This is a genomic window from Nitratireductor pacificus pht-3B (assembly GCF_000300335.1).
Taxonomy (GTDB): Bacteria; Pseudomonadota; Alphaproteobacteria; order Rhizobiales; family Rhizobiaceae; genus Nitratireductor; species Nitratireductor pacificus.
This window is the reverse complement of record NZ_AMRM01000009.1, coordinates 122,963-144,524: the sequence shown is the minus strand read 5'-3', so window position 1 is coordinate 144,524 and position 21,562 is coordinate 122,963. Positions and strand designations below refer to the sequence as shown.

The window sequence follows — 21,562 nt, the reverse complement described above, 5'->3', positions numbered from 1 at the left end:
TGATGCGCCGAAAGCGCAACTGGCACGGCATTTGATTCTCCTTTGCCGTCGCGGCCCGCCTGCGGGTGGCCGGCGATGCAGGCAACCCGCGGGATCCCGCAAAAGCAAAGGTGAACTGCCATGAAAATCGTAATGGCGATCGTCAAGCCCTTCAAACTGGAGGCCGTGCGCGACGCGCTGACCGGCCTCGGCATCCACGGCCTCATCGTGACGGAAGTGAAGGGTTACGGGCGGCAGAAGGGGCATACGGAGATTTATCGCGGCGCGGAATACGCGGTGACCTTCCTGCCTAAGGTCAAGGTCGAGGTCGCCGTCGAGGACGACATGGCCGACCGCGTCGTCGACGCCATCGCCGAGGCTGCCCGCACCGGGCAGATCGGCGACGGCAAGATATTCGTCCATGCCCTCGACAAGGCCGTGCGCATCCGCACCGGCGAAACCGATGCCGAAGCGCTCTGAGCGGCACGCAATCCGATGGAGAAACTCATGATACATCCTGTTCTTACACGCGCCGCCCGGCCCCTTGCGCTTGCAGGCCTGTCGCTCGCCGCCCTGTCCCTTCCGGCGCTGGCGCAGGAGACCGCGGAAGCCGCGGCTCCCGAATTCGCCTCGGCCGCCGAGACGGCGTTCATCTTCAACACCCTGCTCTTTCTGATGGGCGGCTTCCTGGTCATGTGGATGGCGGCCGGCTTCGCCATGCTCGAGGCCGGCATGGTGCGCACCAAGAACGTCTCGATGCAGCTCCTGAAGAACGTCGCGCTCTACTCCATCGCCGGCATCATGTACTGGGCGGTGGGCTACAGCCTGATGTATGTGGACGTCGCCAGCTATATCGGCACCCTCGCCCCCTATGGCTGGCCGGACGCCGGCACCGCGAATGAAGGCAGCTATTCCGTCGCCTCGGACTGGTTCTTCCAGATGGTCTTCGTCGCCACCGCCGCCTCCATCGTCTCCGGCACGCTGGCGGAGCGGATCAAGCTCTGGCCGTTCCTGATCTTCGTCGTCGTCCTGACAGGCTTCATCTATCCGATCGCCGGTTCGTGGAAATGGGGCACCGGCTGGCTCGACGCGATGGGCTTCCAGGATTTCGCCGGCTCGACGCTCGTTCATTCGGTCGGCGGCTGGGCGGCCCTCGCCGGCGCCCTCCTGCTCGGCGCGCGCAACGGGAAATACGCTTCGGACGGCAGGGTCGCACCGATCCCCGGCTCGAACATGGCGCTCGCCACGCTCGGCACCTTCATCCTGTGGCTCGGCTGGTTCGGCTTCAACGGCGCCTCGCAGCTCGCCATGGGCACCAATGCCGACGCGTCCGACATCAGCCGCATCTTCGCCAACACCAACCTTGCTGCGGCCGCCGGCGTGGTCGCCGCGCTGATCCTGACCCAGCTCCTCTACAAGAAGGTGGACATCACCTTCGTGCTGAACGGCGCCCTGGCCGGCCTCGTCTCGATCACCGCCGAGCCGCTGACCCCCAGCCCGTTCATGGCGATCGTTATCGGCGCCGTCGGCGGGATCATCGTGGTTCTCACAGTACCGCTGCTCGACAAGTTCAGGATCGACGATGTGGTCGGCGCGATTCCCGTCCACCTGATCGCCGGCATCTGGGGCACGCTTGCCGTGCCGCTGACCAATGGCGACGCCAGCTTCGGCGTGCAGCTCGTCGGCGTCGTCGCCTATGCGGTGTTCACCTTCGTGGCATCGTTCATCGTCTGGTCGATCCTCAAGGCCGCGATGGGCCTCAGGGTCAGCCCGGAAGACGAGATGAACGGACTGGACCTCGCCGAGGTCGGCGTCGAGGCCTATCCGGAGTTCATCGCAGTGCATGGCCGCTGAGCGGCGGCCCGAAGCATCCAGCTCGACAGCCGGTTGGCTCGTGCCGGCTGTCACCCGAAGAGGCCCGGCTTGTCCGGGCCTCTTCTCCATCTGCCACATCCCGGGGGACGAGAAATCCGTCGCCCGGCCTGCATGGTTAATGCCGCCTTAACCTTCCCCTCGCTAGGGTTCCCGCGAAGCAATCACGGCGCGCGTTGCGCCGTTCAGGCATTTTGCAGTCGGGTGGGATCACCAGACGTCCGCATAAATGCGGAGAAACAAGGAGACAGAGCGGTTCGGCGTTCTCCATGAAACGATGAACCGCTCTGGAAACGCGCAGGCGGAGAATGGGCGCATGAGTTCCGGGACTTCTGCATTCTTGGCGATGGGTGACAATGCCTATGGGCTGCAGGCCTTCCTGCGCCGGCAGGCGGCGCGGCTGGTGGGACTGGCGCTGCTCGCCTTCGTCGTCTTTGCCCTCGGCAGCCTCGCCACCTGGAGCGTGGCCGACCCCAGTTTCAGCCACGCCACCGCAAATCCCGTCACCAACGCGCTGGGCTATCCGGGCGCCGTCTTTGCCGATCTCGCGATGCAGTTCTACGGCCTCGCCGCCGTCGCAGGCCTGGTGCCGGCCGTCTTCTGGGGCGTGATTCTGCTTGTCGGGCAGAGCGTGGACCGGCCGCTCAGGCGCGCCGGCGCCTGGTTCGCCGGCGCGGTGATCGCCGCCGGCGTGGTCGGCTCCTTCGCTCCGCCCACCACCTGGCCGCTGCCGACCGGACTGGGCGGCGTCCTGGGCGACATGCTCCTGTCGCTGCCCGCCAAACTGACCGGCAGCTATCCCGGCGGCCTGATCGGCTTCATCATCGCCGCGGTTCTGGCCTTCCCCGCCGGATGGCTGCTTCTCTACGGCGCGGGCGCGCTCGGCCGGCCCGATGACGGTGCGTTCGACACCGATTCGGAAGACGAGACGCCGTTCGATGACGCGGACGATTCCGATGGCGGCTTCGTCATCCTCGGCTACATGGCGCATTGGTGGCTCTCGATGCAGGCCTTCTTCAGGCGCAATCTCGGCCAGTCGGGACGCCGCGGCCGCGAGGCGGCCCGTGACGATGAACCGGAAGGCGGCGACGAGCGGTTCGACGATTTCGACATGGACATGCGCGTCGAGCCGGACTTCGGGCACACGCCGACGCTCGGCCGCAACGCCGCCGCCTACGACGACAACGACGACGAGGATTACACCTATGCCCGCGAGGCGGCGCCGGATGCGCCGGCGGCCCGGGCCGGCGTGGCGGAGAAGCGCGTCGACAACCCCGCCCCGCGTCCGGTCGAGGGCGCCCGCGTGCGCCGCGAGGCGCAGACCTCGCTGCTCGACAACGGCGCGTTCGAGCTGCCGCAGCTCCACCTGCTCGCCGAGCCGAAGGCTTCGGCGCGCGACCCGATGCTGTCGAAGGATGCGCTGGAGCAGAACGCGCGCCTGCTGGAGGGCGTGCTCGAGGATTTCGGCGTCAAGGGCGAGATCATCCATGTGCGGCCCGGCCCCGTGGTCACACTGTACGAGCTGGAGCCGGCGCCCGGCATCAAGTCGTCGCGCGTCATCGGCCTGGCCGACGACATCGCCCGCTCGATGAGCGCCATCGCCGCCCGCGTCGCCGTGGTTCCCGGGCGCAACGCGATCGGCATCGAGCTGCCCAATTCGACGCGCGAGACGGTTTACCTGCGCGAGCTGCTGGCCAGCCGCGATTTCGAGACCAGCAAGGCCAAGCTGGCGCTCGGGCTGGGCAAGACCATCAATGGCGAGGCGGTGATCGCCGATCTCGCCAAGATGCCGCATCTACTCGTCGCCGGCACCACCGGCTCCGGCAAATCGGTCGCCATCAACACGATGATCCTGTCGCTGCTCTACCGCATGACGCCGGAGCAGTGCCGCCTGATCATGATCGACCCGAAGATGCTCGAACTGTCGATCTATGACGGCATCCCGCATCTGCTCACGCCGGTCGTGACCGACCCGAAGAAGGCGGTCGTCGCGCTGAAATGGACCGTGCGCGAGATGGAGGACCGCTATCGCAAGATGTCCAAGGTGGGCGTGCGCAACATCGAGGGCTTCAACCAGCGCGTCGCCGCCGCCAACAAGAAGGGCGAGGTGATCACCCGCACGGTGCAGACCGGCTTCGACCGGGAGACCGGCGAGGCGATCTACGAGAGCGAGCATCTCGACCTGGAGCCGATGCCGTTCATCGTCGTCATCATCGACGAGATGGCCGACCTGATGATGGTCGCCGGCAAGGACATCGAAGGCGCCGTGCAGCGCCTGGCGCAGATGGCGCGCGCCGCCGGCATCCACGTCATCATGGCGACGCAGCGCCCCTCGGTCGACGTCATCACCGGCACGATCAAGGCCAACTTCCCGACCCGCATCTCCTTCCAGGTGACGTCGAAGATCGACAGCCGCACCATCCTCGGCGAACAGGGCGCCGAACAGCTTCTCGGCATGGGCGACATGCTCTACATGGCCGGCGGCGGACGCATCCAGCGCGTGCACGGCCCCTTCGTCTCCGACGGCGAGGTGGAGAGCATCGTCTCGCACCTGAAGGTGCAGGGCGTGCCGGACTATCTCGACGCGGTGACCGAGGACGACGACGAGGAAGACGGCGGCTCGGGTTCCGGCGGCGGTGGCGGCGGCGGCAACTTCGCCGATTCCGACGACCCGTACGACCAGGCGGTCTCGGTGGTGCTGCGCGACGGCAAAGCCTCGACCAGCTACATCCAGCGCCGCCTCGGCATCGGCTACAACCGCGCCGCCTCGATCATCGAGCGGATGGAGGAAGAAGGCATCGTCGGTCCGGCCAACCACGCCGGAAAGCGCGAGATCCTCGTGCCGACCGAGCAGGACGAGGCCTGACGCGCGCGGCCGGCGGAACGCAAATGCCGGCCGGATCGTTCATCGGGCAGCCCAATTTCAGCCCCAGTAGGGGGCTATCCGATACGAAAATTTGGAGATCGAGTAGGATGAAAGATCGGGTAACCGGCATTCTGAGGCGGGGCGTGACGATGGTCGCGGTGGCGGTCATCGCCGCAGGCGCGTTCGCTTCCCCCTCCCTTGGCGCGACAGCCGAGAGCGCCCAGCGCATCGCATCGCACTTTTCCAGCGTCCGCACGATGACCGGCGAGTTCGTCCAGTTCGGCCCGCGCGGTGAGCAGACTGGCGGCAAGTTCTACATCGAGCGGCCGGGCAAGATCCGGTTCGACTACGAGGAGCCGTCGGGCTTCCGCGTCACCTCCGACGGCGATTCGGTCGTCATCCAGAACAGGAAGCTGAACACGGCCGATCTCTATCCGCTGTCGAAGACGCCGCTGAAGCTTCTGCTGGACGAGCGCATCGACCTGTCGGGCGGCAAGGTGCATTCCGTGAAGCAGGACGACGACCTGACGACCATCAAGATGGTCGACAAGTCGGTGTTCGGCAACGCGACCATCACCATGATGTTCGATTCGAAATCCTACGATCTGCGCCAGTGGACGATCACCGACGCGCAGGGCAAGGACACGACGGTGATGATCTTCAACGTCAGGCAGGGCGTGACCTTCGACCCGAGCGTGTTCAGGATCGACTATCGCCGCGTCGACGAGATCAACCGGCAGAAGCGCTGATCGGAGCCGGCTGAAGCTGTGGACAGCGCCTTCCCGACCGCGTGACGGGAAGGCCATGCTTGTCATCGCGGCGCGTTGCGGGCAGGTTCGGGGTCCGCACAATCATCCCGGACCGCCTCATGCCCTTCACCATCGCCACCTGGAACATCAATTCCGTGCGGCTGCGCATGCCGCTCGTGCAGCAGTTTCTCGAGCGCTACCGCCCGGACGTGCTGTGTCTCCAGGAAACCAAGTGCCAGGACGACCAGTTTCCCGCCTCCGCGTTTCGCAAGCTCGGCTACGAGCACATGGCGATCCACGGACAGAAGGGCTACCACGGCGTCGCGACGGTGGCGCTCCGGCCGCTGGAGCTGGTGGAGAAGCGCGAGTTCTGCCGCATGGGCGACAGCCGGCACCTCTCGGTCGCCGTCAATGCCGGCGGGCGCCGCCTGCTCCTGCATAATTTCTACGTTCCGGCCGGCGGTGACGAGCCCGATCCGATCATCAACCCGAAATTCCGCCACAAGCTCGATTTCCTGACGGAGATGCACGCGCTGCGCGCCGAGCATGACGACGTCTCGGGCAGCATCCTCGTCGGCGACCTGAACATCGCGCCGCTGGAAACAGACGTCTGGTCGCACAAGCAGTTGCTGAAGGTCGTCAGCCACACCCCCGTGGAGACGGAAGGTCTGGAGCGGCTGCGGCATGAGGGCGGCTGGGTCGACCTGATGCGCCAGCACATCCCGCCGGAGGAAAAGCTGTTCACCTGGTGGAGCTATCGGGCGAAGGACTGGGACGTTTCCGACCGCGGACGCCGGCTCGACCATGTCTGGGCCTCGCCCAATCTCTCGCCCTCGCTGAACCGCATCGAGGTGCTGCGTGAGGCGCGCGGCTGGGACCGGCCGTCCGACCACGTCCCCGTGATCGCAGGCTTTGATTTCGACTGAAACCGTACCGCATCAACCGCTGTTCTTGTACGCCGCAACCATCCTCCCTCTCCCCGCCTGCGGGGGTCCGAAGGACGGGTCGAGATCCGTGGCTCGACCCCGGCTGGTGCCGGCAGGCGGATGAGGGGCAGGCGCCCACAAGGACCGCCCGGCAGAAGCCTACCGGATAAGTCGCGAGGCGACGCGTTCCATGCGGGCGAGCATCGAATGGAGATTGGCGGCGATCCGCTGGTGCAGGTGCACGGCGGTGTCCGGAAATTCCTCGAGAATACGGTGAAACGTGGACCGGCTGAGGCGAATCAGGCGCACATCGGTCTCCGCCGCAGCACTGGTGAGTCGCCGGCTTTCGGTGATCAGCGCCATTTCGCCCAGGATCGCGCCCGGCCCCATCTGCTCGAGGACATGGCGCGCGCCCTCCTGCTCGGTGAACAGGACGATGTTTCCGCTGGCGACGATGAAGGCGCAGTCGGCCAGGCCGCCTTCGACATAGATGTTGCGTCCGGCGCCAAGCGTCATGCTTTCGGCGCCGAAGGCCATCAGCCGCAACTGCTCCTGCGTGAACCCTGCAAAAAGACCCACGCCGGACAGAACGCGGATATCATCGTCCAGCGCCATTCCTGTTGTCCCCGACCCGTTCCCGGCTATCCCCAAACGCCTTCATGGCGCCTTCACGGAACGAGCTTGTATCCTCCGCTTTCTGTCACAAGAATTTCGGCTTTGGAAGGATCGCGCTCGATCTTTTGCCGCAGCCGGTAGACGTGGGTTTCCAGCGTGTGGGTCGTGACGCCGGAATTGTAGCCCCAGACTTCCTCGAGAAGCACGTCGCGCGTCACCACCTTTTCCTCGGCGCGGTAGAGATACTTGATGATCGCCGCTTCCTTTTCGGTGAGGCGGATCTTGCCGCCCCGCTCGTCGATCAGGAGCTTCTGCGACGGCTTGAACGTGTAGGGCCCGACCGAGAAGGTGGCATCCTCGCTCTGCTCGTGCTGGCGCAGCTGCGCGCGGATGCGCGCCAGGAGAACGGCGAAACGAAAGGGCTTGGTGACATAGTCGTTGGCGCCGGCTTCCAGGCCGAGGATCGTGTCGGAATCCGTGTCCTGCGCCGTCAGCATGATGATCGGCGCCCGGTAGCCGCCCTTGCGCAGGAGCTTGACGGCCTCGCGGCCGTCCATGTCCGGAAGGCCGACATCCATGATCAGCAGATCGACGATGGCGCCGCGCGCCGCCTGCACACCCTTGGTGGCGGTAGCTTCCTGCAGGATGTCGAATTCCTCGTACAGCGCCAGTTGCTCGACCAGCGTTGCCCGGAGGTCTTCGTCGTCATCGACGATGAGGATGGTGCGTGACGTCATCTTTCAATCCAGTATCCAGGCCTGTCCGGAAAGTTCAGCTGGTTCAAATGGAAAGCCTGTGTTGACCATTCCAGCTTTATGCGGAACCTGACAGTGCGAAAAGACCATGGCGACCATTTGTTCCACAGGCGGATCATATTCCAATAATTGGGGATTTCGAATCATGCACGGACAAACCGGCAACACGGTGAATCTGATCGAGGTGCGCCGCCGGCCCGGATGTCCGGCACAGGGGCTGCTGACGGTCGGGCCGCTGGTCTTCCCCTGCGCGCTCGGGCGCAGCGGAACCGTGATGCTCAAGCGCGAGGGCGACGGCGCCACGCCGGTGGCGACGCTGCGCCTTCTGTACGGCTATTTTCGCACCGATCGCCTGCCTTCGGGGCCGCCGAGGTCGCGCTTTGCCTTGACGGCGATCGACGCGCGCGACGGCTGGTGCGACGCCTCCGGAGACCGGAACTACAACCGACCGGTCCGCCTGCCCTATCCGGCCAGCCATGAGACGATGCTGCGCGACGACCGGCTCTACGACGTCTGCATGGTCAGCGACTGGAACATGCGCCCGGCGATGCGCCGGCGCGGTAGCGCCATCTTCCTGCACGTCGCCAAACCAGGTTTCCCGCCGACGGAGGGATGCATCGCCGTTTCGCCGCGCGACATGGCGCGCATCCTGCCGCTGATCGGTCGGCGGACACGAATTAGGGTGCACCGCTAGGACACACCTGCCTCAGCGCGCCATGGCATGGTATTCCGGGTTCGGATGCATGTCGACGGCAGCCGCCATCCGGTTCGACATGTTGAAGAAGGCCGTGATCGCGGCGATGTCCCAGATGTCGTGTTCGGAAAAGCCCGCGTCGCGCAGCACCTGGCGATCCGCCTCTTCGATCTTTGCCGGGCTTTCCGTCAGCTTGACCGCGAAATCGAGCATCGCCTTCTGGCGCGGCTCCAGCTTCGCCGCGCGGTAGTTCATCACCATCGTCTCGCCGAGCACCGGATCGCCCGAGAGCTGGCGCACCGCCGCGCCGTGGGCGGTCAGGCAGTAGAAGCAGTGGTTCACGCTGGAGACGACGACGGCGATCATCTCGCGCTCGAGCTTGGTCAGGACCGAATTGCCGAGCATCAGGTCGTTGTACATCTGCGTGAAGGCATTGAGCTTGGCCTCGTCGAAGGCATAGGCAAGCAGCACGTTGGGAACGAGGCCCAGCTTCTCGCGGCATTTCTCGAAATAGGCTTCGGTGGCCTCGCTCAGGCCCTCCAATGGTGGAAAATGAAGCGCGGTGACGGGTTTTGTCATGATCCAGATATCCTTTTCAGAATAATTCCGTGTTTTCAGCCTGCACGGAGCAATGACGGGTCGTCAAACAGCTTTCGTCTGAATACGATGGACCAGTCGTTCATAAACCGGGGACATTCGGCATGACTGCCAAGACCAAGACCTCCAGAACCGCGAAAACGGCAGGATCCAAGAGCGGGTCCGGGAGTGTCGAGTGCCTGCTCCAGCTATTCCGGTCGCGCGCGCCCGCCGAGGACCTGCAGGCCTATGAGGATCACGCGCTCGGCAGGGCGGCCGAGCTTGCTGCGGCGGCGCTTGAGGCACACCAGCCGGGCAAGAGCCTCCTGCGCATCGACAACGATTCGGGCATCGAGCGGCTGGGCCGACAGGTCACGGCCGTCACCGTCGTCAACGACAACATGCCGTTCCTGTTCGATTCCGTGCTTGGCGAGCTGAGCGAGGGCGGCGCGGAGCCGACGCTGGTCCTGCATCCGGTCGTGCTGGTGCGCCATGGCAAGAAGGGCGTCGAAGCGATCGCCGGGGACGCCGCGACCGCCAGGCAGACGGCCGGCTTCGAGAAGGTCAGTCTGATCCATGTGCATCTGCCGAGAATGTCGGCGGAGCAGTGCAGGGATCTCGAAAGCCGCCTCGGCCGGACGCTGAAGCAGACGCGCGCGGCCGTGGCCGACTGGAAGCCGATGCTGGCGCGGCTCGACCAGGAGATCACCGAGCTGCGCTACGCGCCGGTGCCCCTCGACAAGGACGAGGTCGCCGAAACGATCGCCTTCCTGGAATGGCTGCGCGACGACAATTTCACCTTCCTCGGCATGCGCGAGTTCCTCTATACGGGCGGCGAGAAGAGCGGCACGCTCGAACGGGCCGACAAGAAGGGTCTGGGCATCCTCGCCGATCCCGACGTGCTGGTGCTGCGGCGCGGCAAGGAAGCGGTCTCGACGACGCCGGAAATCCGCGCCTTCCTGCACGGGCCGGACCCGCTGATCGTCACCAAGGCCAACGCCAAGTCGGTGGTCCACCGGCGCGCCTATCTCGACTATATCGGCGTCAAGACCTTCAGCCCCGAAGGCAAGCTGACGGGCGAGCTGCGCATCGTCGGCCTGTTCACCTCGACCGCCTACACGCGCTCGGTGATGAAGATACCCTATCTGCGCTCGAAGGCGGAGGCGGTCATCGCCAAATCCGGCTTCGCGCCGACCGATCACTCCGGCAAGGCGCTCATCAACGTGCTGGAATCCTACCCGCGCGACGAGCTGTTCCAGATCGGCGTGCCGATCCTGCGCAAGCACGCGCAGGCGATCCTGGCGCTCGGCGAGCGGCCGCGCGTCCGGGCGCTCTACCGGGTCGACCAGTTCGACCGCTTCGTCTCGGTGATCGTCTTCGTGCCGCGCGACCGCTACGATTCGCAGGCCCGCGTCGCCATCGGAAATTATCTGAAGACGGCCTTCGAGGGGCGGCTGTCGGCCTATTACCCGGCCTTTCCGGAAGGGTCGCTGGCGCGCGTCCATTTCATCATCGGCCGCTCCGGCGGCAAGACGCCGCGCGTCGAGACCGAGGCGCTGGAAGCCGGCATCCGCAACATCGTGCGCACCTGGGACGACGCGCTGCAGGAGGCGGTCGAGCAGACCGGCGCCGCCGCCGGCCTCGCCCAGGTGGCGGCGGGCTTCCCCGAAAGCTACCGCAACGGCTTTTCCGCGCAGACGGCGCTGATCGATGCGGAGCGCATCGCGACGCTCTCCGCCGAGAGCCGGATCGCCATCGATTTCCACCGCCACGACGACCAGGCAGCGAGCCAGGCGGCGCTGAAGATCTACCATCACGGCACGCCGGTGCCGCTCACGGAGCGCGTGCCGCTGCTGGAGAACATGGGCTTCCGGGTCATCAGCGAGCGCACCTTCGAAGTGGGCGACGGCGACGACGGCGACACGGCGCAGGTCTTCATCCACGACATGGAGCTGGAGAACGCTTTCGACGGGGCGATCGATCTCGCCGACAGCGGGGCATTGTTCGAGGAGATGTTCCTGTCGGTCTGGCATGGCGAGCACGACAACGACCGGCTCAACGCACTGGCGCAGACGGCCGGGCTGCGGGTCGCCGAGATCGCCATCCTGCGCGCCTACAGCCGCTATCTGCATCAGGCCAGCATCCCGCAGAGCCAGGACTTCATCGCCGCGACGCTGAACCGCTATCCGCAAATCGCGGCGAAGCTGTTCGCGCTGTTCGTCGTCCGCTTCGATCCGGAGAAAGCGGCGGGCAAGAAGGCCGACGAGGAGGCGCGCGCCATCGAGGCGGCGATCGAGACCGATCTCGACCAGGTGCCGAACCTCGACGACGACACCATCGTCCGGCGCTTCCTCAACCTGATCGAGGCGACGCTGCGCACCAACCACTACGCGCCGAAGGAAGAGGGCGCCGCCCGCTCGCTGGCGCTGAAGTTCGATTCGCGCGCGATCACCGGCCTGCCGCAGCCGCGCCCGTGGCGTGAGATCTTCGTCTACGGACCCGAGGTGGAGGGCGTGCATCTGCGCTTCGGCCCGGTGGCGCGCGGCGGCCTGCGCTGGTCGGACCGGGCGCAGGATTACCGCACCGAGGTGCTCGGCCTCGTCAAGGCGCAGCAGGTGAAGAACGCCGTCATCGTGCCGGTCGGCGCCAAGGGCGGCTTCTTCCCGCGCCGCCTGCCGGCGGGCGGCAACCGGCAGGAGATCTTCGAGGCCGGCCGCGCCGCCTACATCAACTTCGTCTCCAGCCTCCTGTCGATCACCGACAATCTGGACGGCGACAAGGTCGTGCCGCCGAAGGGCGTGGTGCGCCGCGACGTCAACGACCCCTATTTCGTCGTCGCCGCCGACAAGGGCACGGCAACCTTCTCCGACACGGCCAACGGCATCAGCCAGGCGCACGGCTTCTGGCTCGACGACGCCTTCGCCTCGGGCGGCTCGGCCGGCTACGACCACAAGAAGATGGGCATCACGGCGCGCGGCGCGTGGGAGGCCGTCAAGCGGCACTTCCGCGAGATGAACCGCGACATCCAGACCGAGCCCTTCACGGTGGTCGGCGTGGGCGACATGTCGGGCGACGTGTTCGGCAACGGCATGCTCTTGTCCACCTGCACCAAGGTGATCGCCGCGTTCGATCATCGCGACATCTTCATCGATCCCGATCCCGATCCGGCCATCTCCTATGCCGAGCGCAAGCGCCTGTTCGACCTGCCGCGTTCGAGCTGGCAGGACTACGACCAGTCGAAGATGTCGAAGGGCGGCATCATCGTCTCGCGGGCGCAGAAATCGATCACGCTGAGCAAGGCGGCGGCCGACGCCATCGGCCTCGACAGGACCACCGCCTCGCCCACCGAGATCATGACGGCGATCCTCAGGGCGCCGGTCGATCTCCTGTGGTTCGGCGGCATCGGCACCTATGTGCGCGCCAGCTCCGAGACCAACCAGGATGCCGGCGACCGCGCCAACGACGCGATCCGCATCACCGCGCGCGAGGTGGGCGCCAAGGTGATCGGCGAGGGCGCCAATCTGGGTGTCACGCAACTCGCCCGCATCGAGTTCGGCCTGAAGGGCGGCCGCTGCAACTCCGACGCCATCGACAATTCCGGCGGCGTCAATTCCTCCGATGTGGAGGTCAACATCAAGATCGCGCTGGCCAGCGCGATGCGCGACGGGTCGCTGGCGCGCCCGGCCCGCGACAGGCTGCTGGCCGACATGACCGAGGAGGTGGCGGAGCTCGTGCTCGCCAACAACTACCAGCAGACGCTGGCCATCTCGCAGGTGGAGAAGCGCGGCATCACCGAACTGCCGCACCAGGCGCGCATGATGACGCTGTTCGAGCAGCGCGGCCTGCTCGACCGGGCCGTCGAGTTCCTGCCCGGACCGCAGGAGCTGGCCGAGCGCGAGAACCGCGGCGAGCCGCTGACGCGCGCCGAGATCGGCGTCCTGCTCGCCTATGCCAAGATCGTGCTGTTCGACGAGATCGTCGCCAGCAAGGTTCCCGACGAGCCGCATCTGGAGGTCGACCTGCTCGGCTATTTCCCGGACCGGATGGCGAAGAAATACGACGCGGAGATCCGCGGCCACAGGCTGCGCCGCGAGGTGGTCGCGACGGTGCTCGCAAACGACGTCATCAACCGCGGCGGGCCGAGCTTCGTCACCCGCCTGCAGGACGTCACCGGCCGGCCGGCGGCCGACATCATCGCCGCCTTCACCGTGGTGCGCGAGGGCTTTGAGCTGCCAGCGCTCTATGCGGCCATCGACGCGCTCGACAACAGGATCGACGGCACGGCGCAGCTCGAACTGTACCAGATGATCTGGCGGCTGATCTATTCGGCCACCTCCTGGCAGCTCAAGAACGAGACGGCCCACGCGCCGCTCGGCGAGCGGGTGGACCGCCTGCGCAAGGCGCGCGCCGCACTCGAGCCGAAGATGGCGGCGATGCTGCCGGCGGTCATCCGCGAGCACCTGTCGACGCGGCAGGGCCAGCTCGTCAGCGCCGGCGCGCCGGACAAGCTGGCCGAGCGGCTGGCCTTCCTCGAAGTGTCGGAGATGGTTCCCGACATCGCGCTGGTGGCCGACCGGTCGGGCGCCGATCTCTCCAAGGCGGCGCATGCCTTCTTCGGCATCATGGACGCCTTCCGCATCGGCCGCATCGAGGAAGCCGCCAACGCCATCGTGCCGACCGACTATTACGACGGGCTCGCCCTGTTCCGCGCCATGGACATGATCAGCGCGGCGCGGCGCGGCATGACCATCGCGGCGCTTTCGGAGCACGGTAAGGCGGACGACCCGGCGGAGAAATGGGTGGAGGCCGGCGGCGAGCACGTGGTGCGCGTCCGCGAGCGCCTGCAGTCGCTTGTGGAAGGCGGCGAGATCACCGTCTCGCGCCTCACCGTCGCCTCGGGACTGATGAGTGACCTGAGTGTGTGACGGCGGCGGCGTGATGGCCGGGGCGAAGGCGCCCGGGCGCACCCCCCTCTGCCCTGCCGGGCATCTCCCCCTCAAGGGGGGAGATCGCGCCTGCATCGATGTCTCGTCTGTTCTGCAACGCCTGATCATTGGCGAAGCCGGCCGTAACCGCCAATCTCCCCCCTTGAGGGGGAGATGGCCGGCAGGCCAGAGGGGGGCGTGAAGGAACGCGACATGACTCATGAGAGCACTGTTTCCTCCGCCGACCAGATGTCCCCGCATCCCGCCGTCCCCCGACGCGGCATCTGGGGCTGGATGCTGTTCGACTGGGCGCAACAACCCTTTCACACGCTGATCATCACCTTCGTCTTCGCCCCCTATTTCGCCTCCGCCGTCGCGCCCGACGCGGCGCGCGGCCAGGAATTATGGGGGCTCGCCACGGGGATCGGCGGGCTGGCCATCGCGCTTTCCTCGCCGGTGCTCGGCGCCATCGCCGACGCCACCGGCCCGCGCAAGCCGTGGATTCTTGCCTTCTCGCTGATCGGCGTCCTGGCCTGTGCCTCGCTGTGGTTCGCGATGCCCGGAGCCGGCCATGTCGGGCTGGTGCTGATCGCCGTGGCGCTCGCCGTGTTCGGCATGGAGTTCGCCGCGGTGTTCAACAACGCGATGATGCCGGACCTCGTCCCGCGCTCGGAACTCGGACGGCTGTCCGGGTCGGCCTGGGGGCTCGGCTACCTCGGCGGGCTCGTCTCGCTGGTTCTGGTGCTCGGCTTCATGTCGGCGCAACCGGAGACGGGACGCACGCTGCTCGGCCTGGAGCCAATCTTCGGACTGGACGCCGGCCTGCGCGAGGGCGACCGGGCGTCCGGGCCGCTGACGGCGCTCTGGTATCTGGTGTTCGTCCTGCCGATGCTCCTCTTCACGCCGGACGTGGCCCGGCGCAAGGCGGCGACCGGCGCCGTGCGCGAGGGGATGGCCCGGCTGGCCGACACGCTCAAGCGGCTGCCGCGCGAGCGCAGCTATTTCAGCTTCCTGCTGTCGTCCATGTTCTACCGCGACGCGCTCAACGCGCTCTATGCCTTCGGCGGCATCTATGCCGCGGGCGTGCTCTCCTGGTCGATCACCCAGATCGGCCTGTTCGGCATCCTGGCCAACGTCACCGGCGCGCTCGGCGCGTGGCTGGGCGGCCGCATGGACAGGGCGTTCGGGCCAAAACTGGTCGTCGGCGTGTCGATCGTCGTCCTGACGCTCTGCGCGCTGCTCGTCATCTCGACCACGCGGGACGAAATCCTGTTCCTGCCCCTGTCGGGCGCGACCAGTCTGCCGGACATCGCCTTCTTCGTCGCCGGCGCGTTCATCGGCGCGGCCGGCGGGTCGATCCAGGCCGCCTCGCGCACACTGCTGGTCGACCAGGTGCCGCGCCCGCGCGTGACAGAGGCCTTCGGCCTCTACGCCCTTTCGGGCAAGGCGACCAGTTTCATCGGCCCCTTCGCCATCGCGCTGGCAACGGGCTATTTCGCCTCGGAGGCGTTCGGCCTCTCGAACGAGGATGCGCAGCGGCTCGGCGTGACGCCCATCCTCGTTCTGTTCCTGATCGGCCTTGCGCTTCTGCCCTTCGTGAAGAGCCGGCATGGGGAGGCGTCTGCCGCCTGAACGCCACCCCTTCATGTTGACTTTGAAAGCGCCCCTCATACTATAGTTAGTGTTCGAGGTCCGGTGATTCGCAAGAATTGCCGGCTAAGAGGGAAGCCGGTGAGCCCTGCCTGCAAGGCAATTCCGGCGCTGCCCCCGCAACTGTGAACGGCGAGTTGTCATCCGAAAGCCACTGGGTTCGCCCGGGAAGGCGGATGTGATCAGCGTTGACCCGTAAGTCAGGAGACCTGCCTTGAACGAACAACGTCAGCGGACGGTGGGTCCGGGCGACGCTTGATGGTGCAGTCTTTCCACGCGCCTTCTCGTGCCCCTCGCCGTTCAAGAATGAAGAGCTTCTTCGGGGTGCAAGAGAATGACCGTTACCGTTTACAGCAAGCCTGCCTGCGTTCAGTGCAACGCCACCTATCGCGCGCTCGACCAGCGCGGCGTTTCCTATGAGGTGATCGACCTCAGCGAGGACATGAAGGCCTCCGCGCTCGTGCAGTCGCTCGGCTACCGGCAGGTTCCGGTCGTCGTCGCCGGCAGCGATCATTGGGGTGGCTTCCGGCCCGACAAGATCGCAGCCCTGAGCTGATCCCGAAGATGGGATCGCTCATCTATTTTTCGAGCGCATCCGGCAACACGCACCGTTTCATCGAGAAGCTCGGGCAACCGGCCAGCCGCATTCCGCGCAACAGGTCGGCCGAGCCTCCCGCGCCCTCGACGCCGTTCGTCCTTGTCCTGCCGACCTTCTCGGACGGCGCGGGCAGGGGTGCGGTTCCGGGCCAGGTGATCCGGTTTCTCGGCGACGCGCGCGTACGCTCGCTCCTGAAAGGCGTGATCGCCTCGGGCAACCGGAATTTCGGCAGCCTGTTCGCCCATGCCGGAGACGTCGTGTCGCGCAAATGCGGTGTGCCCCTGCTTTATCGATTCGAGCTCGCCGGAACCGACACAGATCTGGTCCGCGTCCAACACGGGATGACAGAATTTTGGAAACGACAGTCTTAGACCGCAAGGCCAGCTCCGCGGCCACGGCAAACCTCGACTACCATGCGCTCAACGCGATGCTGAACCTCTACGATTCCGAAGGAAGGATTCAGTTCGACGCCGACCGCCAGGCCGCGCGGCAGTACTTCCTCCAGCACGTGAACCAGAACACGGTCTTCTTCCATTCCCTGGAGGAGAAGCTCAGCTATCTGGTGCGCGAGGGCTATTACGAGAACGAGGTGCTCGCCCGGTACGACCCGGCCTTCGTCAAGGCCATCTTCGAGGCCGCATACGCCTGCAGGTTCCGCTTCCCGACGTTCCTCGGCGCCTTCAAATACTATACCAGCTACACCCTGAAGACCTTCGACGGAAAACGCTATCTCGAACGCTTCGAGGACCGGGTGGTGATGGTCTCGCTGACCCTTGCGGCGGGCGACGAAGATCTCGCCATGCGGCTGATGGGCGAGATCATCTCGGGCCGCTTCCAGCCGGCGACGCCGACCTTCCTCAATGCCGGGAAGAAACAGCGCGGCGAACTGATCTCCTGCTTTCTGCTGCGCCTCGAGGACAACATGGAATCCATCGGCCGCGGCATCAATTCGGCGCTGCAGCTCTCGAAGCGCGGCGGCGGCGTGGCTCTCCTGCTCACCAACATCCGCGAGGCCGGGGCGCCGATCAAGGGCATCGAGAACCAGTCCTCGGGCGTCATTCCCGTGATGAAGCTCCTCGAAGACAGTTTCTCCTACGCCAATCAGCTCGGCGCGCGCCAGGGCGCCGGCGCCGTCTATCTGAACGCGCACCATCCGGACATCCTGCGCTTCCTCGACACCAAGCGTGAGAACGCCGACGAGAAGATCCGCATCAAGACGCTGTCGCTCGGCGTCGTCATCCCCGACATCACCTTCGAGCTCGCCAGGCAGGACGAGGACATGTACCTGTTCTCGCCGCACGATGTCGAACGCATCCACGGCGTGCCCTTCTCGCAGATTTCCGTGACGGAGAAATACCGCGAGCTGGTCGATGATCCGCGCATCCGCAAGAAGAAGATCAGGGCGCGGGCGTTCTTCCAGAGCATCGCCGAGATCCAGTTCGAGAGCGGCTATCCCTACATCCTGTTCGAGGACACGGCCAACCGCGCCAATCCGGTGAGCGGCCGCATCAACATGTCGAACCTCTGCTCGGAGATCCTGCAGGTCAACGAGGCTTCAGCGTTCAACGAAGACCTCTCCTACAGCCATCTGGGCACGGACATCTCGTGCAATCTCGGTTCGCTGAACATCGCCAGGACGATGGATGGCGGAGACCTCGGAGCGACCGTGGAGACCGCGGTTCGCGCCCTTACGGCGGTTTCCGACATGAGCGCCATCGACAGCGTGCCCTCCGTGCGCCGCGGCAACGACGAGAGCCACGCCATCGGCCTCGGGCAGATGAATCTTCACGGCTATCTCGCCCGCGAGCGAGTTCACTACGGGTCGCCGGAAGGCGTCGACTTCACGGGGATGTATTTCTACGCCGTCGCCTATCATTGCCTGCGCGCGTCCAACAGGCTGGCGCGCGAGCGCGGGCAGAGCTTCAGGGGTTTCGAGGAGAGCCGCTACGCGGATGGCAGCTTCTTCGACAAGTATACGGAGCGTGCCTGGGAACCGGAGACGGAGCGTGCCTGGGAGCTGTTCGACGCGGCCGGTATCGTGCTGCCCACCCGGGAGGACTGGCTCGCGCTGAAGGAGGCGGTCATGACCGACGGCCTCTACAACCGGAACCTCCAGGCCGTCCCGCCCACGGGTTCGATCAGCTACATCAACAACGCCACATCCTCGATCCATCCGATCGTCTCGAAGATCGAGATCCGCAAGGAAGGCAAGATCGGCCGCGTCTATTATCCGGCGCCCTACATGACCGACGCCAATCTCGAATATTATCGCGACGCCTACGAGATCGGCCCGGAAAAGATCATCGACACCTATGCCGCCGCCACGGAGCATGTGGATCAGGGCCTGTCGCTGACCCTGTTCTTCCGTGACAGCGCGACGACGCGGGATGTCAACCGCGCCCAGATCTACGCCTGGAAGAAGGGCATCAAGACCATCTACTACATCCGCCTGCGTCAGATGGCCCTCGAGGGGACCGAAGTGCAGGGCTGCGTATCCTGTTCGCTTTGAGGAGCCGACACCATGACCATTCACACCCAGATGCCCCCGCGCGTGCTCAAGGTTCCCCGCGCGATCAACTGGAACCGGCTCCAGGACGACAAGGACCTGGAGATCTGGAACCGCCTGACGGTCAATTTCTGGCTTCCCGAGAAGGTGCCCCTGTCCAATGACATCCAGAGCTGGGCGGCCCTGCGGGAGGACGAGCAGCAGCTCACGATCAGGGTCTTCACAGGCCTGACGCTGCTCGACACGATCCAGAACGCCATAGGCGCGCCAGCATTGATGGCGGACGCGCTGACCCCTCACGAGGAAGCGGTTCTGACCAACATCGCCTTCATGGAAGCGGTGCATGCGCGCAGCTATTCGTCCGTGTTCTCGACGCTCTGCCGCACCGCCGACGTGGACGATGCCTTCCGCTGGTCGGAGGAGAACGAGCACCTGCAGGCCAAGTCGCGCCTGATCCTGAACGAATACGGCGCCGCCTCCTCGCCCCTGAAGAAGAAGATCGCCAGCGTCTTCCTGGAGAGTTTCCTCTTCTATTCCGGCTTCTACCTGCCGATGCACTGGTCCAGCCGCGCGCGGCTGACCAACACGGCCGACCTCATCCGCCTCATCATCCGCGACGAGGCCGTGCACGGCTACTATATCGGCTACAAGTTCCAGCGCATGGCTGAAACCCTGAGCGAGGCGGGGCGCGAGGAGATCAAGGCGTTTGCGTTCAGCCTGATGTTCGACCTCTACGAGATCGAGGCGCGATACACGGAAAGCCTCTACGACGGCGTGGGCCTGACCGAGGACGTCAAGCACTTCCTTCACTACAACGCCAACAAGGCCCTGATGAATCTCGGCTATGAGGCGCTCTTCCCGGACAGCGTCTGTCAGGTGAACCCGGCGATCATGGCCGCGCTGTCGCCGAATGCCGACGAGAACCACGACTTCTTCTCCGGCTCCGGATCCTCTTACGTGATCGGCAAGGCCGTGGCGACCGAGGACGAGGACTGGGATTTCTGATCGCGGCACACGCGCACTACAGCGTTTGCAGTCGGGTGGTATCGCCTGACGCCTGCATAAACGCGGAAAAACAAAGAGATAGGCCCGTTCGGCGTTTCTGTGAAACGTTGAACGGGCCTAATCCGTTTTGCAGTCAGGTGGTATCACCGGACGCCCGCATAAACGTGAAAAAGCGAGGAGATAGAACGGAGCAGCGTTTCTCTGAAACCATGAACAGGTCTGGCGGGTTCCGCTCGCCGTGCTCAGAGCGATTCCAGGAAGCGGATGAGGTTCTCCCGGTCCTGCTTCTCCATCTCCACGATCCTGTCCCGCGCCGCCTGCGCCTCGCCGCCATGCCAGAGCACGGCCTCGAGTAGGGTGCGTGCGCGGCCGTCGTGCAGGAAGCTGGCTTCGCCGTTCACCACCTTGCTGAGACCGATTCCCCAAAGGGGCGGCGTGCGCCACTCATAGCCGTCGGCCGTTCCCTCGCCGCGATGGTCCGCCAGGCCCTCGCCCATGTCGTGCAGTAGCATGTCCGTATAGGGCCAGATGAGCTGGAACCGCAGCGCGGGATCGGGCACGTCGCGGCGCGTCACGTATTTCGGCCGGTGGCAGGTGGCGCAGCCCGCCTCGTAAAAGATCTTCTTGCCGGCGAGCACGTTGGCGTCGTTCACCTTGCGGCGCACCGGCACCGCCAGGTGGCGCGAGTAGAACGAGACGAGATCGAGCAGGTCGCCCGGCACTTCCTCCGCGCCGAGGCGTTCCTGCGCGCCATGCGGAAGGGCGCGGCAGGCTTGCTGCGCTCCCGTGCAGTCGCCCCAATGGTCCGGCGCGATCGGTGTCGAAAGCCCCATGTCGCCGGAGAAGGCGCCCGCCGACTGCTCCGCTACCGTGGGCATGATCGCCTTCCAGCCGAAACGGCCGAGCCGCCACACGCCCTCGGCATCGCGCACCCGGGCCGCGCGACCCGAAATGCCGTCGCCGTCGCGGTCGTCCGGATCCTCGCCGGAGAGAATATCGGCCTCATGGATGCTTTCCAGCAGGCCGAGGCCGATCATCGGAGGCGCGACCCGCACGGAGGTCATCATGCCCGGATGGAAGGCACCGAAGCCCGGATCCTTGAGCGTCAGCGTCGGCTTGCGCAAGGTCACGGTCTCGCCGCCGGACAGTTCTACCGGCACGTCCTCATAGGTGATCTCGACGCGGCCCTCGGCGTTCAGCCCGGCCACCGCGAAATCCTGGAGCTGCTGGCCGTAGACCGGCTCGGGCGCCGCCGCGAGCCGTCCGTCCGCGATGGCGGCCGCTTCCGCTTCACCGGGCGGAACGGAAAGCCGCACCAGGAGCGAGACCGCCGGATCGTCGACCGTCGCCGGAGCGTGACCGCGCCCGTCCTTGATGTGGCAGGACTGGCAGGCGCGGGCATTGAACAGCGGGCCGAGCCCGTCCGACGCCTGCGTCGAGGACGGTGCCGAGACCCAATCCTTGCGGAACAGCCCGTTGCCGAGCAGGAAACGCTGCAACTCCTCGAATTCCAGATTCGCCGAGGCATGGGAGAAGGCGTCCGCATTGATGCGCTTGGTCGAGGTGGCCGCTCCCGCCTGCATGCGCTCGAAGCGCTCCGGCTGGTCGAATGCTGTGGCCGGCGCGGTGACGCTGGCCACCCGCTGACGGTCATCGTCGGTCAGGTCGTCGCGCTGCGGTACGCTGGTGGCACCGCTGGCCACTGCCATGAAGGAAAGCAGACCGGCAATCGCGACGCCACGGAAGATTGGGTTCATCGGTACGGTCTAGAGCATGGGACCCAAAAGTGGAATCCGGTTTTCGGTCATTCCGATGCTCCATCAATAATTTGGATCGTCCTTTGTGC

The 21,562-nt window shown here is 65.7% G+C and carries 16 protein-coding genes and 1 riboswitch; of the genes, 12 read left to right on the top strand and 4 right to left on the bottom strand.

What is annotated here, in order from left to right:
• Nucleotides 1-120 precede the first annotated feature (120 nt).
• The 5 genes from NA2_RS10100 to NA2_RS10080 all read left to right on the top strand — a co-directional run bounded on the left by NA2_RS10100 (nucleotide 121) and on the right by NA2_RS10080 (nucleotide 6,392).
• On the top strand, nucleotides 121-459 hold the full coding sequence (locus NA2_RS10100; RefSeq protein ID WP_008596606.1) for a P-II family nitrogen regulator: 339 nt from the start codon (nucleotides 121-123) through the stop codon (nucleotides 457-459).
• 27 nt (nucleotides 460-486) lie between these two features.
• Nucleotides 487-1,833: an ammonium transporter gene (gene amt, locus NA2_RS10095; RefSeq protein ID WP_008596605.1), complete on the top strand. Its 1,347-nt coding sequence runs from the start codon at nucleotides 487-489 to the stop codon at nucleotides 1,831-1,833.
• 334 nt (nucleotides 1,834-2,167) lie between these two features.
• Nucleotides 2,168-4,717, top strand: a complete 2,550-nt coding sequence (locus tag NA2_RS10090) for a DNA translocase FtsK (protein ID WP_040677445.1) — start codon at nucleotides 2,168-2,170, stop codon at nucleotides 4,715-4,717.
• Nucleotides 4,718-4,824: 107 nt separating this feature from the next.
• Nucleotides 4,825-5,466 carry an outer membrane lipoprotein carrier protein LolA gene (locus NA2_RS10085; RefSeq protein ID WP_008596603.1) on the top strand — a complete coding sequence of 214 codons (642 nt, stop codon included), beginning with the start codon at nucleotides 4,825-4,827 and terminating at the stop codon, nucleotides 5,464-5,466.
• Between the two features lie 119 nt (nucleotides 5,467-5,585).
• Nucleotides 5,586-6,392, top strand: a complete 807-nt coding sequence (locus NA2_RS10080) for an exodeoxyribonuclease III (RefSeq protein ID WP_008596602.1) — start codon at nucleotides 5,586-5,588, stop codon at nucleotides 6,390-6,392.
• A 159-nt stretch (nucleotides 6,393-6,551) separates the two neighbouring features.
• Here the strand turns inward: NA2_RS10080 and NA2_RS10075 are convergent, their stop codons facing one another.
• Nucleotides 6,552-7,007 carry a Crp/Fnr family transcriptional regulator gene (locus tag NA2_RS10075; protein WP_008596600.1) on the bottom strand — a complete coding sequence of 152 codons (456 nt, stop codon included), beginning with the start codon at nucleotides 7,005-7,007 and terminating at the stop codon, nucleotides 6,552-6,554.
• Nucleotides 7,008-7,060: 53 nt separating this feature from the next.
• Complete coding sequence (locus NA2_RS10070; RefSeq protein ID WP_008596599.1) at nucleotides 7,061-7,744, bottom strand: response regulator transcription factor; 684 nt, start codon at nucleotides 7,742-7,744, stop codon at nucleotides 7,061-7,063.
• 163 nt (nucleotides 7,745-7,907) lie between these two features.
• Between NA2_RS10070 and NA2_RS10065 the strand changes: the two genes are divergently transcribed.
• Nucleotides 7,908-8,456, top strand: coding sequence for a L,D-transpeptidase family protein (locus NA2_RS10065; protein WP_008596598.1), 549 nt, complete (start codon nucleotides 7,908-7,910; stop codon nucleotides 8,454-8,456).
• A gap of 12 nt (nucleotides 8,457-8,468) precedes the next feature.
• Here the strand turns inward: NA2_RS10065 and NA2_RS10060 are convergent, their stop codons facing one another.
• Entirely contained in the window at nucleotides 8,469-9,035 is a 567-nt protein-coding gene (locus tag NA2_RS10060; protein WP_008596597.1) for a peroxidase-related enzyme, read from the bottom strand.
• A 122-nt stretch (nucleotides 9,036-9,157) separates the two neighbouring features.
• On the opposite strand from NA2_RS10060, the gene NA2_RS10055 reads away from it, so the two are divergent.
• From NA2_RS10055 to nrdF, 6 genes are all read left to right on the top strand, one after another.
• Nucleotides 9,158-13,957, top strand: a complete 4,800-nt coding sequence (locus NA2_RS10055) for an NAD-glutamate dehydrogenase (protein ID WP_008596596.1) — start codon at nucleotides 9,158-9,160, stop codon at nucleotides 13,955-13,957.
• A gap of 213 nt (nucleotides 13,958-14,170) precedes the next feature.
• Nucleotides 14,171-15,589, top strand: a complete 1,419-nt coding sequence (locus NA2_RS10050) for an MFS transporter (RefSeq protein ID WP_051011614.1) — start codon at nucleotides 14,171-14,173, stop codon at nucleotides 15,587-15,589.
• A 39-nt stretch (nucleotides 15,590-15,628) separates the two neighbouring features.
• A riboswitch (cobalamin riboswitch) is annotated at nucleotides 15,629-15,838 on the top strand.
• Nucleotides 15,839-15,941: 103 nt separating this feature from the next.
• Nucleotides 15,942-16,163 carry a glutaredoxin-like protein NrdH gene (gene nrdH, locus NA2_RS10045; protein WP_008596594.1) on the top strand — a complete coding sequence of 74 codons (222 nt, stop codon included), beginning with the start codon at nucleotides 15,942-15,944 and terminating at the stop codon, nucleotides 16,161-16,163.
• An 8-nt stretch (nucleotides 16,164-16,171) separates the two neighbouring features.
• Entirely contained in the window at nucleotides 16,172-16,576 is a 405-nt protein-coding gene (gene nrdI / locus NA2_RS10040; RefSeq protein WP_008596592.1) for a class Ib ribonucleoside-diphosphate reductase assembly flavoprotein NrdI, read from the top strand.
• Nucleotides 16,474-18,714, top strand: a complete 2,241-nt coding sequence (nrdE, locus tag NA2_RS10035) for a class 1b ribonucleoside-diphosphate reductase subunit alpha (protein WP_081582652.1) — start codon at nucleotides 16,474-16,476, stop codon at nucleotides 18,712-18,714. The genes nrdI and nrdE overlap by 103 nt, the downstream gene beginning before the upstream one ends.
• Before the next feature lie 12 nt (nucleotides 18,715-18,726).
• Nucleotides 18,727-19,716 (top strand): class 1b ribonucleoside-diphosphate reductase subunit beta, encoded by a 990-nt coding sequence (gene nrdF, locus NA2_RS10030; protein ID WP_008596590.1) that lies wholly within the window; start codon nucleotides 18,727-18,729, stop codon nucleotides 19,714-19,716.
• A 242-nt stretch (nucleotides 19,717-19,958) separates the two neighbouring features.
• On the opposite strand, the gene NA2_RS10025 is transcribed toward nrdF, so the two are convergent.
• Nucleotides 19,959-21,473, bottom strand: a complete 1,515-nt coding sequence (locus NA2_RS10025) for a di-heme oxidoreductase family protein (protein ID WP_008596588.1) — start codon at nucleotides 21,471-21,473, stop codon at nucleotides 19,959-19,961.
• Nucleotides 21,474-21,562 lie beyond the last annotated feature (89 nt).